General features: G+C 68.5%; 16 protein-coding genes. 6 read left to right on the forward strand and 10 right to left on the reverse strand.

Annotation, left to right across the window (positions count from 1 at the left end):
• The first annotated feature begins 575 nt into the window (after positions 1-575).
• Positions 576-1,604, forward strand: coding sequence for a DUF2865 domain-containing protein (locus tag ACV7NL_RS18505; protein WP_463356443.1), 1,029 nt, complete (start codon positions 576-578; stop codon positions 1,602-1,604).
• Positions 1,605-1,686: 82 nt separating this feature from the next.
• A complete protein-coding gene (locus ACV7NL_RS18510; RefSeq protein ID WP_247635546.1) occupies positions 1,687-2,604 on the forward strand; it encodes an MBL fold metallo-hydrolase in 918 nt (305 codons plus the stop codon).
• Positions 2,605-2,610: 6 nt separating this feature from the next.
• Here the strand turns inward: ACV7NL_RS18510 and ACV7NL_RS18515 are convergent, their stop codons facing one another.
• Positions 2,611-3,390, reverse strand: a complete 780-nt coding sequence (locus ACV7NL_RS18515) for a DUF1499 domain-containing protein (protein WP_463356444.1) — start codon at positions 3,388-3,390, stop codon at positions 2,611-2,613.
• Positions 3,391-3,529: 139 nt separating this feature from the next.
• On the opposite strand from ACV7NL_RS18515, the gene ACV7NL_RS18520 reads away from it, so the two are divergent.
• Complete coding sequence (locus ACV7NL_RS18520; protein WP_463356445.1) at positions 3,530-4,012, forward strand: MarR family winged helix-turn-helix transcriptional regulator; 483 nt, start codon at positions 3,530-3,532, stop codon at positions 4,010-4,012.
• Here ACV7NL_RS18520 and ACV7NL_RS18525 read toward each other — a convergent pair.
• Both ACV7NL_RS18525 and ACV7NL_RS18530 read right to left on the reverse strand, forming a co-directional pair.
• Entirely contained in the window at positions 4,009-4,737 is a 729-nt protein-coding gene (locus ACV7NL_RS18525; protein ID WP_463356446.1) for an HAD family hydrolase, read from the reverse strand. The two genes, ACV7NL_RS18520 and ACV7NL_RS18525, sit on opposite strands and share 4 nt — an antisense overlap.
• Complete coding sequence (locus ACV7NL_RS18530; RefSeq protein WP_056183995.1) at positions 4,727-5,266, reverse strand: hypothetical protein; 540 nt, start codon at positions 5,264-5,266, stop codon at positions 4,727-4,729. The genes ACV7NL_RS18525 and ACV7NL_RS18530 overlap by 11 nt, the downstream gene beginning before the upstream one ends.
• A gap of 117 nt (positions 5,267-5,383) precedes the next feature.
• Here ACV7NL_RS18530 and ACV7NL_RS18535 point away from each other — a divergent pair, with 117 nt between their 5' ends.
• The 3 genes from ACV7NL_RS18535 to ACV7NL_RS18545 all read left to right on the forward strand — a co-directional run bounded on the left by ACV7NL_RS18535 (position 5,384) and on the right by ACV7NL_RS18545 (position 8,416).
• Positions 5,384-6,781 carry an aminotransferase gene (locus ACV7NL_RS18535; RefSeq protein WP_247635542.1) on the forward strand — a complete coding sequence of 466 codons (1,398 nt, stop codon included), beginning with the start codon at positions 5,384-5,386 and terminating at the stop codon, positions 6,779-6,781.
• 358 nt (positions 6,782-7,139) lie between these two features.
• Complete coding sequence (locus tag ACV7NL_RS18540) at positions 7,140-7,298, forward strand: hypothetical protein (RefSeq protein ID WP_463356447.1); 159 nt, start codon at positions 7,140-7,142, stop codon at positions 7,296-7,298.
• A 167-nt stretch (positions 7,299-7,465) separates the two neighbouring features.
• Entirely contained in the window at positions 7,466-8,416 is a 951-nt protein-coding gene (locus tag ACV7NL_RS18545) for a metallophosphoesterase (RefSeq protein ID WP_463356448.1), read from the forward strand.
• Positions 8,417-8,467: 51 nt separating this feature from the next.
• Here ACV7NL_RS18545 and ACV7NL_RS18550 read toward each other — a convergent pair whose 3' ends face one another.
• The 7 genes from ACV7NL_RS18550 to ACV7NL_RS18580 form a co-directional block, all read right to left on the reverse strand.
• Complete coding sequence (locus ACV7NL_RS18550) at positions 8,468-8,596, reverse strand: hypothetical protein (RefSeq protein ID WP_274533552.1); 129 nt, start codon at positions 8,594-8,596, stop codon at positions 8,468-8,470.
• Positions 8,597-8,717: 121 nt separating this feature from the next.
• A complete protein-coding gene (locus tag ACV7NL_RS18555; RefSeq protein ID WP_056184002.1) occupies positions 8,718-10,250 on the reverse strand; it encodes an acyl-CoA carboxylase subunit beta in 1,533 nt (510 codons plus the stop codon).
• Positions 10,251-10,409: 159 nt separating this feature from the next.
• Complete coding sequence (locus tag ACV7NL_RS18560; RefSeq protein ID WP_463356449.1) at positions 10,410-11,405, reverse strand: phosphatase PAP2 family protein; 996 nt, start codon at positions 11,403-11,405, stop codon at positions 10,410-10,412.
• Positions 11,406-11,485: 80 nt separating this feature from the next.
• Complete coding sequence (locus tag ACV7NL_RS18565; RefSeq protein WP_463356450.1) at positions 11,486-12,331, reverse strand: ATP12 family chaperone protein; 846 nt, start codon at positions 12,329-12,331, stop codon at positions 11,486-11,488.
• A 54-nt stretch (positions 12,332-12,385) separates the two neighbouring features.
• Positions 12,386-13,063, reverse strand: a complete 678-nt coding sequence (locus ACV7NL_RS18570; protein WP_463356451.1) for an HAD-IA family hydrolase — start codon at positions 13,061-13,063, stop codon at positions 12,386-12,388.
• A 30-nt stretch (positions 13,064-13,093) separates the two neighbouring features.
• A complete protein-coding gene (locus ACV7NL_RS18575; protein ID WP_463356452.1) occupies positions 13,094-13,570 on the reverse strand; it encodes a hypothetical protein in 477 nt (158 codons plus the stop codon).
• A 175-nt stretch (positions 13,571-13,745) separates the two neighbouring features.
• Positions 13,746-15,176, reverse strand: coding sequence for an RluA family pseudouridine synthase (locus tag ACV7NL_RS18580; protein ID WP_463356453.1), 1,431 nt, complete (start codon positions 15,174-15,176; stop codon positions 13,746-13,748).
• Positions 15,177-15,247 lie beyond the last annotated feature (71 nt).

A 15,247-nucleotide genomic window follows, 5' to 3' on the forward strand; every position in this document is an offset into this window, starting at 1 on the left:
TCGAGGTAATAAATCTCAGGTCATCCATCCGCAGGCCCGAAAGTGCCCATTGAGCCGGTGCGAGCTTTTCTGCGCAGTTTCTGAAAGTCTTGCCTCATAATGAGCAGGGAACATCTTTGAAGCAGAGGCGAGAACAAGCGTTTTTTTTCGAATATACAACCACAGATTATAGAACCTTTGCGTTTCACTTTTCTTCCGTCAAGCGGGTGGGAGCGCAAAGAATCCAAACGGAGTTCCATTCTGATTGGGGAGGTTGCGGTTCGGCCCCGACCCTACGGACGACATTCCGCGCCGCGAACAAACCGCAGCTCCCGGACTCTGCGCCGACGCATGCGCCCGCTTCGCTCGGACCCGAGATCGGCCGCGGCCGGCCAATGGTCCGGGACCCCCGGTCTCTCCCTGATCGGATGCCGGGGAACGGTGCCTTGCTCCGATCCCTTCGTCTCGGTTGTTTGCCGCCGTTGCGTCCGGTGCGTCCTGCTGTGTAGCTGGAGGGGCCGGACCGCCCCGGCGCCATCTTCGCCGCTTGACGCGGGGACACCATCGTCGGCGGGCATGGCCAGGGGGCCGCAGGAATGAATTGGCAGCGTCTCGCACCGGCCGGCACGCGTCAGCAAATGACGGTGACGGCCCTGGCCGGCCTGCTGCTCGGTTTCGGCGGCGTCACCGCCGGGACGACTCTGGTCCAGGCCTCCGAGCGCAGCGGCCTAGTCGGCTTCCTGGAGACGATCTTTCGCGCTTCACCGCCGGCGCCGGTCGCGATGGCACCGGTCAATCGCCGCCCGGCCCATTACGCGTCGCTTCCCGATGCCCGGCGGGTGACGGCAGCAAGGGCGATTCGCCAGACACGGCGACCCGTCGCCGACGCGTCGCCAGTGCGGCGAACTCTCAGGCGTCGCGCCGACGCACCGGCCATGGTGGTCAAGGGGAACGCTGGGGCGATCGGTGGCTTGACCCACGCGATGCTAGGGGCACGCACGGTCTGCGTTCGGTCCTGCGACGGCTATCTGTTCCCGGTGGGCCGCCTCGCCTCCCGTGCGGACCTGCCGATCCACGAGGCCGCCTGCGCAGCCGCCTGTCCGAGCACGGCCACGCGGCTGTTCACCCTCGGAGGCCGGGACACCGAGCTCGACCGTGCGGTCGGCCTCGACGGAAAGCCTTATCGCAGCCTTGCGGTGGCCAATCTCTATCGCACGAAGCGTGTCGCGCACTGCGCCTGCCAGCCCGAGCAGGGGGTCGCCACGCCCCTGCCGATCCTCCAGGACCTGACCCTGCGTGCCGGCGACGTGGTGGCCACCGAGGCGAGTGCCGAGGTTGTCGCGCGGCGGCGGTCCGGCGGCTTCACGATGGTGGATTTTCGGGAGGCCAGTGGTCTGTCCCGCCGCGTGCGGCGGGACATCGACGCTAAGGTCGATGTGGTCCGGCGGGAGGCCGACGCCCGCGCCTTCCGCAAGGCCCTGCGCACCGCCGATCGCTCGGGTCGCGTCCGCGTGGCCGCCACCTCGGGGTTCGAGCCCGCACCTCCGCCGATCGAGGTCGAGCCGCGCTTCGTCCCGGTGCGCCCACCGGCCCGGATCGTGATGGCGTCGCCCTTCGTGTACTGAGCGGTCTGCCGGATGCCGCGTAATGTCCGGGGTGCGGCGATGGCATAGGCCCGCGGCAATATCCACGCGGTGAGGAGCCGGCATGAGCGAGACGCAGACCGATCCCGTTCTCGACGAAGCTCAGCCGCCGAGTGGAGAGACGGTGCGGCTGTCGCCGCTGGTCCGGCGGCGCATCGCGCCGAACGGGGGCCCGTTTACCGCCACCGGTACCTGCAGCTACATCGTGGGTGCCGAGAGCGTCGCGATCATCGATCCCGGACCGGAGAACGCGCACCACATCGCCGCGCTCCTCGAGGCCTGTGCGGGAGCCCCGGTCGCGGCCATCCTGGTCACCCACACCCACCGCGATCATTCGCCCGGCGCCCGCCTCCTTCAGGCTCGAACCGGTGCGCCGATCGTCGGGTGCGGCCCGCATCGCGCGGCACGGGCCCTGGCCGAGGGCGAGTTTCCGCATCTCGATGCCAGCGCGGACCGGGATCACCGGCCCGACCGCGAACTGCGCGCTGGCGAGATCATTGCGGGGCCGGGTTGGACCCTGGAGACCCTGGAAACACCCGGGCACACCATGAACCATCTCGCCTTCGCCCTGCGGGAGGAGGCCGCCCTGTTCTCCGGGGATCACGTCATGGCGTGGTCGACCAGCATCGTGGCGCCGCCCGACGGCTCGATGCGGGCCTACCTGGAGTCCCTCGACGCGTTGCGCAGCCGCGACGAGACGATCTACTGGCCCGGCCATGGCGGCCCGGTCCGCGATCCCCGTCGCTTCGTGCGCGGCCTCGCCACGCACCGGCGCCAGCGCGAGACGGCGATTCGAGCCCGCCTTGAGGCCGGGGATCGGGACATCGGCGCCATCGTGGGAGCGATCTACCAGGGACTGAACCCGGCCCTGCGCGGTGCGGCGGCCCTGTCGGTCTTCGCCCATCTCGAGGATCTGGTCGAGCGCGACCTCGCGCGCTGCGACGGCCCCGTTCTGCTCACCAGCCGTTACGCGCCGGTCTGAGGCCGGTCACTTCACCGCGATGGCGAGGTTGGCGACCTCGTCCAGATAGGCGCGGATGCGGTCGGCGTTGCTGCCGAGATCGCGGGTTCCGAGACGCGAGGCGGAGCGGACGTCGATGCGGGCGCCATCGGCGCGCGGGTGGACCCGGACCGTGACGTCATCGGCGAGATTGAGGATCGGCCCGCGCGACACCGCCTCGATCCGTCCATTGCCGATGCGACCGCCGGGCCGGATCGCCTCGACGATCTGCCAGCGCCGGTTCACCGCCGCCTTGCGGGCAAGCTCGAAGGCTTCGTCCGCGTCGAGGTCGAGGGTGAGGGGGGCGATCTGCGGATAGGCCGCGCGCTGGGCGGCGCGGGCGGCTGGTCCGGGATCGGGCGGGTAGCGCCCGTCGCGTGCGGCGAAGGCGGCGCGGGAGCGCGAGAAGGCGGGCGGATTCTCGGTATCGGTGGTCACGTCCGCGATTCCCGGGAGCCGCAATCCGCGCAGCGCCGCGAAGGCCGGGTAGGCGAGAACCAGGCTCGCCAGGAACACGCCTGCCAGCGCCGCGCCGAGACCGCGCGCACCCTCGCGCCAGACCCGTACGAAGGCGATCAGCGCGAAGGCGACGGCGACCAGGGCCAGCACCAGTCCGGCGCCGAGGGTTGCCAGGGCCGGCCCCGCCTCGGCCCGGGGATCGCGCACCAGGAGCAGGGCGAACACCGTCACCAGTACGGCGAGGATCGCGACAGTGCGCGCGGCCGGGCCGGCTCGGTTAACGGGATCCTCGTAGGGCAGACGACGCATGCTGTAAGGGGATTCGCTGTCCGAAGGGTCGCGGGGCGGTGTCGGGCGAGCTTTACCGGTCCGCGACCGGCGGCGCCACCCGCACCGTGCATCGCACTGCTTCCGAGACTCGGCGCCGGTCTGCTATAGCCACGCCACGATGTCGCCAGCCCCGCCTTCCCCGACGCCCGCAGAGGCCGCCGATCCGCTGCGGGTCTGGTTCCGCTTCATCCGCCTGAACCGCCGGGTCACCGCGGCGATGGCCGGGGAACTCCGCGGTCTCGGCCTGTCCATCCCGCAATTCGATGCGCTCTCGACCCTCACTGAGCGCGAGGGCATGACGCAGCAGGACCTCGCCGCCCGGCTCTACGTCACCAAGGGCAACGTCTCGGGGCTGATCGATCGCCTTGTGGAGGCGGGCCTTGTGGAACGCCGCCCCATCCCGGGCGACCGCCGCTCGCACGCCCTGTACCTCACCCCGGGCGGAACCGATCTGGCGACCCGCGGGATCTTGGCTCAGAAGGCCTATGTCAACCGGACCCTCGGCCAGTTGCCGGCCGAGGACATCGCGGATTTCGAGCGCCTGGTGCTGCGATGGCGCGATCTGGCCCGGGAGCAACCGGTTTCCGACAACGAGAGTTAGAGGCCGAGCAGCGCCGGCAGGTCGGCGATCGAGTCGAGGATGTGATCGGCCAGCGGCCCCATCTCGTCGCGGGCCGCCGGGCCGAGGGGGCCGCTGAGCACGGCGATCGAAACCGCTCCGGCGCTTCGGGCCGCGACGAGGTCGTAAGGGGAATCCCCCACCATCGCGATCCGGCGGGCCGGGACGCCGAGATAATCGGCGAAGGCCGTGACCATGCCGGGCTTCGGCTTGGACCCGTGCCCGGAATCATAGCCCACGACGAAGGCGCAATGGGGATCGAGGCCCAGCGCCGCACATTGAGCCCGCGCCGAGGCTTCGGCGTCGTTGGTGGCGATGCCGAGCGCGTAGCCGGCGGCCACGAGGGTCGCGGCGAGCTGCGCGGGCGCCTCGATCGGGGTCAGCGAGGCCAGTCCCGCTGCGCGGAAGAGCGCGTCCATCTCGGCATAGAGCACCGGTCCCGCCGGGCGGCCCAGCACGTCGGCCCAGAGGGGACCGTATCCCGCCGACGAGCCGGCGATGAGCGGCGAAGTCGGCAGGAAGCGTTGCTCTTGTTCGACGTAGTGACTCACCCGCATCAGGGCCTCGAGGCGGCCCCGGTCGCCGCCCGACAGGTCGGACATCACGGCGTAGGCGGCCGGCCCCCAAGTCCGGTCGAAGTCCACCAGAGTGCCGTCCTTGTCGAACAGGATGCCGCAGATCGTGCCGCCGAGCGAATCAGGCCGCATCGCGCACCTTCTCGACTTCGATGATCACGCCCTGCGGCGTCATGCGTTCGCGGGCCACCATGCGGTCGCCGGGCTCGAACACGCCCAGAGCCACGTCGCGGTCGGGCAGCACCACGGTCGTGGTCTTGTTGAGGTGGACCAGGACGTGGCGCTTCTGGGCCAGGGACGATACGGCCCAGCGCTTGAGCTGGCCGTAATAGGGCTCGCGCCGCCAAGCGTTCGGCTGACCAGGATCGACCTGCACGTTCATGTTTCGCGAAACCGGATCGAGGCTCAGTACCATCTTGGCCCGCTCGGGCTTCCATTCCGGGCCGAGCCAGGCCTCCGTCATCCAGAGGCAGTGGAAGGCGCGGCAATGGTCAGGCCGCGTCGCGTGGATGGCGCAACCCCGTCCCTGTCGGGTGTGCCGGCACCATTGCCCCGCCATGCTTTCCACTGCCGGCACGTCGTAGACCTTGCAGCAGAGTGTGCACGATCCGCAGGCGCGGCCGGGGGCCGGATGGGCCACGATGGTTGCAGGGTCGAGCATGGCGCTTTCCATTTGTGGCCTCACGCCGGTTGCGACGTCGCGCGGGTTTCTACGGCGGGCAGCCCTCGTTACAGTCACGCACCCATGTCGGCCATCGTCCAACCGTCAGGCAAAAATATGCTCTCGAACCTCGCGACTCGCGACGTCGAAACCCTGATCCATCCCTACACCAATCTGGAGACCTTTCGGGAGACGGGACCCCTCGTGCTCGAACGCGGTCACGGGGTCTGGGTCTACGACAGCGACGGCCGGCCCTACCTGGAGGGCATGGCGGGCCTGTGGTGCACGGCGCTCGGCTACTCCAACGAAGAATTGGTGGAGGCGGCCAGCGAGCAGATGTCGCGCCTGCCTTTCACGCATCTCTTCTCGGGCCGCAGCCACGACCCGGCGATCGAGCTGGCCGAGACCCTGAAGGAGCTGATGCCGGTTCCGACCTCGAAGATCTTCTTCACCTCATCGGGCTCCGAAGCCAACGACACCCAGGTCAAGCTGACCTGGTACATGAACAATGCGCTCGGTCGCCCGCGCAAGAAAAAGATCCTTTCCCACCTCCGGGGCTATCACGGTGTCACGGTCGCCACCGCGTCGATGACCGGCCTGCCCGCCAATCACGCCGATTGGGATCTGCCGCTGCCCGGTTTCCTGCATGTGGGCTGCCCGCACCATTATCGCTTCGGACAGGAGGGCGAGAGCGAGGACGCCTTCACCACCCGACTCGCCGCCGAACTCGAAGCGGTGATCCAGCGGGAGGGGGCGGATACCGTCGCGGCCTTCATCGCCGAACCGGTGCTGGGCGCCGGCGGCGCCATTTTGCCGCCCACCGGATACTACGCCAAGATCCAGGCGGTGCTCGCCCGGCACGACGTGCGCTTCATCGCCGACGAGGTGATCTGCGGCTTTGGGCGCCTGGGAACCTGGTTCGGCTCGGAGGCTATGGGGATGACGCCGGACAGCCTGTCCTTCGCCAAGGCGCTGACCTCGGGCTACCTGCCGCTGGGCGGCGTCTCGGTGGACGAGCCGCTCTACCGCCTGATGGTGCAGCAGAGCGCCAAGCTCGGCACCTTCGGACACGGCACGACCTATTCCGGGCATCCGGTGGCCTGCGCCGTCGCCTTGAAGACCATCGCGATCTACAAGCGCGACCGCATCGTCGAAGGCGTTCGCGAGAAGGCGCCGCATTTCCAGGCGCGCCTGTCGGCCCTCGGTCAGCATCCGCTGGTCGGCGAAGCACGCGGCATCGGCCTCATCGGCGGCATCGAACTCGTGGCCGACAAGGCCACCAAGCGCCAGTATGAGCCGAAGGCCGGGGTTGCGGCACGCTGCGTCGCCTTCGCCCAGGCGGAGGGCCTGATCGTCCGATTCCTGGCCGGAGACCGGATCGCCATCTGCCCACCTCTTGTGATCGCGCCGTCGGAAGTGGACGCGCTGTTCGATCGGCTCAGCCGCGCCCTCGACCGGACCGTCGCCTGGATCGCCGAACAAGGGCTGGTCGCGGCTCCGGTCCCGTCGCGCTGACCGCCGAAACATGCTTCGCCGATCGTCTTCGATAAACTAGTCTTCGCGATGCATCATTGTTTTGCGTTGCAATGCACCCGATGCTTAAGTGTTTTGACGAAGGGAATCGCAGCCGAAATCCTTATCAGTCGAAGGATTGCGACAGGTTTAAGCTTTCATTCAGGTTGAGGCCGGCTTTATGGTTGCATCGTTGCTCGATAAGCGTCCGGGTGGAACCAAACGGTGCCCGTGAGACGTGCATGGCTTATAATGAGGCAGATCATCTCACTAAGCTGGTCGGGCACAACAGGACATCGGTTGCATGTACCCCCGTCGACAGACTTCGAGCCAAGCTCAACGTTCGGGCCGATCCTCCATCATGGTTGATCATCAAGCCGAGACGTTCCGTCCCGTCGCGCTTCCGGCCCTGGCGGCCGCCGTACAGGTCACCGCCACGGCCCGGAAATCGGACCGGTCCGCGATCGTGAGCGGCCCGCGTTCCTCTCGCTTCGAGCACGAGGATACGCCCCTTTCCTGAGATGGTCGGATCGGTCGCCGTCACCGGCTGATTTCAACGAATCCGGTATCGCTTCGTCAATGCATCGGGCCTAACGCTAGCGTCGGGCGCGGCTGTCTCCTCGATTTCGTCACCATTGACGGCGAGGGCATGGATCCGCGCCCTTCTGGCGGTCCGGGAGCCTGACGATGCTGATCCTGCCGAGTCGCCGGCAGTTCCTGACCGGATTCGGAGCGAGTGCGGCCGCCCTGGGCGGAACCGGCGCCTATGCGCTCGGAATCGAGCCGCTCTATCGCTTGGTCGTCACAACCTACGCTCCGGCTCTACCGAACTGGACGCCGGGCCTGTCCCTGCGCGTAGCCGTGCTGGCGGATTTCCATGTCGGCGAACCATTCATGCCGCTGGACCGGATCGCCGAGATCGTCGACGCCACGAACGCGCTCAACCCCGACCTCATCCTGATGCTCGGCGATTACCCGGCCGGCCCCAGCGTGACCTTCCGCAAGGTTCCGCTGACCGATTTCGCCAAGGTGGTCGCACCCCTTCGGGCGCCGCTCGGCGTGTACTCGGTTCTGGGAAACCACGATTGGTGGGATGACGAGGAGGCGCAGGTGCGCCTCGACGGCCCCATCGCGGTGCAGCGCGCATTGGAGAATGTCGGCATTCCCGTCTTCGAGAACGATGCCGTGCGCCTGGTAAAGGATGGCAAGCCGTTCTGGGTCGCCGGCGTCGGCGATCAGATCCCGTTCCTTCTCCAGCGGATCGAGCAGGGGCGCGACGACCTGCCGGGCACCCTCGCCAAGATCACCGATTCGGCACCGGTGCTCCTGATGATCCACGAGCCGGATCTCTTCCTGGACGTGCCGGACCGGGTCTCGCTGACCCTGGCTGGCCATACCCATGGCGGTCAGGTCCGCCTGTTCGGCTACTCACCGGTGATCCCCTCGGTGCGCGGAAACGACTTCGCCTACGGCCACGTGGTCCGGAAGGGACGCCACATGATCGTGTCGGGGGGGTTTGGCGTCAGCCGGATTCCGGTACGTCTCGGCGTTCCGCCGGAGATCGTGCTTCTGGAACTCGGAGGCCCGCCCGAGTCGAGTGCGAAGACCGTCCAGCGGACCCGGATCATTCGGAGCTGAGGCCTCGGCCGGCGCGGCCCTGGAGCCGTCCGCCGGCCCTGGTCGGGCTTGCTACTTCTTGCCGGCCTTCGGTGCGGCCACCACCGTGCCCTTTGTGGAGGGTGCCGCCGCGATCGTCTTCGTCACGGCCTTCTTGGGCTTCTTGGCCTCGCGACTTCCGCGCTTCTGTTCAGCCGCCATGACCTGTCTCCTCCCGGTTGTGGGTGCGGGATCATGGCACCCTTCCGCGAATAGGCCATCGGAATCTTTCGCCAAACCGGCCCGGCGCAGTGAGCGCCGGGCTTGATCGTCACATCCGGGTTCAGAGCGGGATGTTGTCGTGCTTCTTCCAGGGCTGCTCCATCTCCTTGGTGCGCAGCATGCTCAGCGCCCGGGCGATGCGCTTGCGCGTGGAGTGGGGCATGATCACCTCGTCGATGTAGCCGCGCTCGGCCGCCACGAACGGCGAGAGGAAGCGATCCTCGTACTCCGACGTGCGCTCCGCGATTTTGCCGGCATCGCCGATCTCGCTGCGGAAAATGATCTCGACGGCGCCCTTGGCACCCATCACGGCGATCTGTGCGGTGGGCCAGGCATAGTTGAGGTCGGCCCCCACGTGCTTGGAGGCCATCACGTCGTAGGCGCCGCCGAAGGCCTTCCGGGTGATGATGGTCACCAGCGGCACCGTGGCTTGACTGTAGGCGAAGAGCAGCTTGGCGCCGTGCTTGATCAGGCCGCCGTATTCCTGGGCCGTTCCCGGCAGGAAGCCCGGCACGTCGACGAAGGTCACGATCGGGATTGAGAACGCGTCGCAGAAGCGCACGAACCGGGCGGCCTTGCGGGAGGCGTCGGAATCGAGCACGCCGGCCAGCACCATCGGCTGGTTGGCGACGAAGCCCACGGTGCGGCCTTCGATGCGGCCGAAGCCCGTCATGATGTTGCGGGCGTAGGTGGCCTGGATCTCGAAGAAGTCGCCCTCGTCGGCCACGCGGCGGATCAACTCGCCCATGTCGTAGGGCTTGTTCGGATTATCGGGGATCAGGGTGTCGAGGCTCATGTCGAGGCGGAGCGGATCGTCGAAGCTCTCGAGTTCCGGCACGCCGTCGATGTTGTTGGCGGGCAGGAAGTCGACCAGACGGCGGATCTGCAGCAGGGCCTCGACGTCGTTCTCGAAGGAACCGTCGGCGATGGAGGACTTGGTGGTGTGAACCTTGGCGCCGCCGAGTTCCTCGGCGGTCACGACCTCGTTGGTCACCGTCTTCACCACGTCCGGTCCGGTGACGAACATGTAGCTCGTGTCGCGCACCATGAAGATGAAGTCGGTCATGGCCGGCGAGTACACGTCGCCGCCCGCGCAGGGACCCATGATGACCGAGATCTGCGGAATGACGCCGGAGGCCGCGACATTGCGGCGGAAGACCTCGCCGTAGCCGCCCAGCGCCGCGACACCCTCCTGGATGCGGGCGCCGCCGGCATCGAAGATGCCGATGATGGGCGCGCGCATCTTCAGCGCCATGTCCTGCACCTTCACGATCTTGGCGGCGTGCGTCTCGGAGAGCGAGCCGCCGAACACCGTGAAGTCCTTCGAGAACAGGAAGACGGTGCGGCCGTTGATGGTGCCCCAACCCGTGACGACGCCGTCACCGGGAATCTTCTGCTTTTCCATGCCGAAATCGGTGGAGCGATGCTGCACGAACATGTCGAATTCCTCGAACGACCCATGGTCGAGAAGGAGTTCGATGCGCTCGCGCGCCGTCAGCTTGCCCCGCTTGTGCTGGGCCACGACGCGGTTCTCGCCGCCGCCGAGGCGGGCTTGGGCGCGCCGCTCTTCGAGCTTCTCGAGAATGTCCTTCATGCGAGGATGTCCTTCATGGGGCTGCGCCTCGTGGCTTGTGCTGGCGTTTCCGGCCACGAGCCACCAGCCCCTCTCGCGGCGAGCTTGGCGGTCGGCCTGGTGGGGCCATACCACAGGGATTCTCTCACGAAAATCGATCGTTGCGTCGGAAGCCCGGGTTCAGGCGGATGTCGCCGTCAAGGCGACTGGAGCACCCGACATGACGCTCCGGCGCGTCGCGCTCCGGTTCAGGATTCGGGCCGCCGCAATCGCCGCGACCGCGATCAGGGCACCCGCACCGACATCGACGAAGTAGTGGCCGCCATCGATCGGTGTCGCGGCGATCAGCATCGCGTTGACGGCGAGGCCGGGCCAGCGCGTGATCCGTGACATCCAGAAGAAGCGCGCGAACAGGACCCCGAGTGCCGCATGGAAGCTCGGGAAGGTGATGATCCCTTCGATCTCGGCGAGGGAGATGATCCGGACTGTCCCGTCGCGCAGGCCCGACAGGGGGGCGAGATGAACGTAAGCGGCGGCCGGATTCAACCCGGGGAAATCCTGCGGACGTAGCCCAAGATGCACGAACATCGCCATTGCGGGCATCAAGCCCGAGAGCAGGACGGTGACGAGACCGGCGATCATGAAGGCCAGTACGAAGTCCCGTACGGCACTCAGGCGTCCACTGAAGCCGAGCACGATCACCACCAGGATCATCTGCGGCATCAGGCTTTGGTAGGCCAGCGACAGGGCGAAGCCGAGTTTCGGATGGTCGTTCAGGGTATGGAGATAGGCCGGCCAGTCGAGGCCGAGAGCTTTATCCAGCGCCTGGAAGGTGCCGTCCCAGAGCGGGCCGCCGGTGGCGGCCACCGCATAGGAGAGCAGGCCGGCAAAGGCACTGACCGCGATGATCTGCGCAAGACCCGACAGGGTCACGGCGAAGCGCGGCTCCGGCCGCCTCGTCAGATAGAACGTCGCCAGGAGTTCGAGTCCGGCGCAGGCCAGGGCGGGCGGCAGCGCACTCGGGAGATCGACCGTGAGGCCGGCCACGCGCATCCACAGGGTCGTGATGGCGCCGAGGACCAGGATCGCGAACCACAGGCGCGCCCGGACATTCGGGACGTCGGACGCCAGCGTGTGCGCCTGTGCGGCAAGGCTTTTCTGGTCCCGTCCGGACATGTCACGTCGCCCCCGTGATACGGGCGGCCTAGCACGGGGGTATTAACGGAACCCGTTCGGATCGTGTCAGGGCCGCCGCATCACCCGGCGTCGGACAGGGCCGAGAGGTGCGCCGCGGCGTCGAATTCGGCGCGGCGCTGCGCCTGCCGGGCCGCCGCCTCTTCGTCCTGCCCCCAGACGCTCGCCTGATAGGTCTCGTCGACATGCGCCGCCGTCCAGGCCTGAGCGGGCGTGAGCCGGCCGCGCAGCACTGCGAGGGCGAGGACGAGCGATCCCGTCAGGGTGGTGAGGGTGTGGAGGGCGGCCAAACGGAAGGGGCCGTCCGTCTCGCCGATGGCCCGGCGCAGGGCCGCCACCGTGGTGTCCGGCTGGGTGACATGCATCACTCCCTCCCCGAGGATGAAGCGGGCGCCCAGGGCCTCGTGCGCCCAATCGAGCACCGGGTCCCAGGCTTCGGCCTGCGCCTGGACGAGGCGGTCCGGATCGCCGGCCCGATAGGCCAGCAGATCGGTGCCCGCATAGGCCGACAGGTCGTCCACCACGGCCTCGCGCCGGGGCGCGACTCCGTCGATGGCGGTGTTGGCGAGACGCGTCAGTGGCATTCGGGACGGGTCGATGACGTCGATCTGTGCCGCCCACTCGGCGGCCACGGCCTCGGCGAGCGCGCGCGTCGGCAAGGCGAGGGGATTGCGGGCGGGGGTGTTGGCGGGACGTCCGTCCAGGGTCAGGCGGAAGCCGCCGGCGTGCTCGCCGAGGGCCGCCTCGGCATAGAAGCGCTTGGGCAGCGCTGGCTTGCCGGGGCCGCGCGCCGAACGAGTGGGATCGGGGGGGGGCGCGGAATCGGGCGCGCCGAGCCAGCCGGCGTCCGGCCCGTCACGGTTCGCCCCATCGCGGCTCGGGACTTCGGATTTTGGATCGTCGCTCATGCAGGGTCAGATAGGGCATCGGCCCGCAGCCTGCGAGACGCCGGTGCCGAAGGATCAGGCTGTCGCCGCCGTCGGATCGCGGAGCGTTCCGGTGAACAAGGCGCCGAGATCGTCCGCGGTGTCGACCACGATGGAGGCGCCCGCGCCGAAGAGGGCGCCGACCGGATGATAGCCCCAGCCGACACCGACCGCCGCCACGCCCGCGCTCACCGCCATCGCCATGTCGTAGGTGGTGTCTCCGATCATCAACGTGGCGCCCGGCTCGGAGCCGGTGTCCGTCATGGCCTGGAGAAGCATCGCCGGGTCCGGTTTCGAGGGGGCGTCGTCGGCGCTCTGGGTTGTGGCGAACCAGCCCTTCCAGCCATGGGTGTCGATCAGCCGGTCGACGCCGCGCCGCGCCTTGCCGGTTGCGATGCCGAGTTGCACGTCGTCGCGGGCATGCAGGCGGGTGAGAAGGTCGCCCATGCCGGGAAACAGCGGCTCCTCGTAGTTCGGATCGAGGCGCAGGATATTGAAGGCGCGCTTATAGCTCTCCGACAGACCCTCGATCGGGCCATCCTCGCCCACGAGGCGTCGAAACGCCTGCGGCAGGGACAATCCGACCACGGAGAGTGATTCGGTGCGGCTCGGGGCCGTCAGGCCGTGCTCGGCGAAGGCCATGCCCTGCGCGGCTACGATCAGATGTTGGCTGTCGACCAGGGTTCCGTCGACGTCGAAGACGATGAGCTTCACGGGATCGGGCTCGTGCTGCGGACGATCTGATTAAGGCTGCCGGTTGGGCTGGGATTGGCCATTGCGGGGCCGATCGTAGCCGAGCTTGCAGCGGACGAGAAATCGGCGCCGAGCCCCGCCGCGCAAGCCGCGCGTGTGCGAAATGCGGTTGCACGCCGCATAGGACCGCCGACGGGGCCGGCTGGCCTGTTGCGCCGTGCCGCGCCCCGCCGATGCCCCGGCCGGCTGACTGGGCGCCGCGGAGCGCGAGCCCTGGCCCTGAGGCTGAGCAGCGGGGGGCGATTGCGGCTGCGCCGGCTGCGATCCTTGGGGTTGTTGAGGCGTGGCCGGGTTCTGAAGTGGCGGCTGGGCCTGGGGTGCCATCTGGGACGGCGCCCTGGTCTGCGCCGGCGGGGCGGCCTGCGCGAAGACCTTGCTGTCGTATGCGCCGCCCACGGTGAACACCGAGAGGGCGAGGAGCGCGAAGCCGATCGCGTTGGCGGGCTTCAGGATCGTGTCTCGAGGCATCGTGGCGCGCCGGTCCTTGGCCGGCGGCGAGGCGCCGAGCCGGGCTGTGTCGAAGAGGATAGGCCCTGGCGGGCGCTTGCCAAGGTGCAACGTGGCAAGGTTCAACACGCGTGCCCTCCCCGTTCTGGCCTTGCCGGCGCATTCTGCCCCGGCATCGGACGTCGGGATCGTGGGCTCAGGCTTCGGGGGCCTCGACGATCGGATCGTAGCGGGACGCGTCGAATCCAAGGAGGTTCCAGCTCTGCGCCATATGCGGTGGAAGCGGAGCCGTGACGTCGACGGGCTTGCCCGTGCGCGGATGGGGAATCACGATTCGGCGTGCGAGAAGATGCAGGCGATTCTGGATTCCGCCGGGCAATTCCCAGTTCTCGATGCTGAAGTATTTCGGATCGCCGACGATGGGATGGCCGATATGGGCTGCATGGGCGCGCAGCTGGTGGGTGCGTCCGGTCACCGGCTTCAGCGACAGCCAGGACAGCTTCTGGGCCGCGTTGTCGACCATGGCGTAGTAAGTCAGCGCGTGCGCAGCCCCCTCGTCGCCATGCTTGGCCACCCGCATCCGCGCATCGGCGTCCGTGGGCTCCTCCTTGGCGAGATAGGTGGAGATGCGACCCTGCGGCACGCGCGGAACACCGGCGGTGAGAGCCCAGTAGACCTTGCGGGCCGAGCGCGAGCGGAAGCTTTTCGCCAAAGTGGCGGCGGCGAGCCGCGTCTTGGCCACGATGAGGCAGCCGGCGGTGTCCTTGTCGAGGCGGTGGACCAGGCGCGGCTTCTGGCCGTCCTTGCCCGTCAGTGCCTCCAGGAGGCCGTCCACGTGCCGCACGGTTCCGGAGCCACCCTGCACCGCGAGGCCGAAAGGCTTGTTGAGGATCATCATCTCGGCATCCTCGTAGAGGATGAGCGAGCGGATGAAATCGGCATCGGTGGCATCCCGCGCGACAGAGCGCGGGCGCTCGCCCTGCGCCTCCAGCTTGAGGGGCGGCACGCGCACGCTCATGCCCGGCTCCAGCCGGTCGTTGGGTTTGGCACGCTTGCCATCGACCCGAAGTTCGCCCTTGCGGACGATGCTCTGGACGCGGGTGAAGGGCAGTTGCGGGAAACGGGTGGTCAGGAAGCGGTCGATCCGCATACCGGCCTCGTCCTCGTCCACGGTCAGCGTCTGAACGCCGGAGGCCAGCGTGGCGGAGGCCGCCGCGCGCTGCTCGCGCCGGGTCGGCCCCTCGGTGACGAGCGCGCCGCCGCGCGCCGTGGCCTCGGCCCGGCGCGGAAGCGTCGCCGCCGCGTCATCCGCCCGTTCGGTGCGTGGGCGGCGGACCCGGCGGGGTGCCTCGTCGATCGCCTCGAACGGCTCCGGCGCGGCATCGGCGCGGTCGCACGGCTCCTGCCCGGGGCGCCAGGGCGCGTGCTTGGCGGCGGCGTCGCCCCGTCCCTGCGCGGCGCGCTGCGCGGCGTCGAGGGCGCTGGTGCGGGGGCCCGTCCGCTCGCGCTCCGGCCGGATGAAGGCGCCCGGCTTGCCGGGGCGGCCGGGACGGCCTGCTGGGCCGCTGCGGCTCGGCCCGGCGCCCTTGCGCCCGGATCCCCCGCGTGATGGTGGTCGTGTGGTCATGGCCTGCTCGTATCACCGGCCAGCCTCGCGACAAAGCGCGGGTCGGTCGGGTTTTGTCGCGGAGGGATTCC

It is taken from the genome of Methylobacterium sp. Ger2507 (assembly GCF_055231875.1).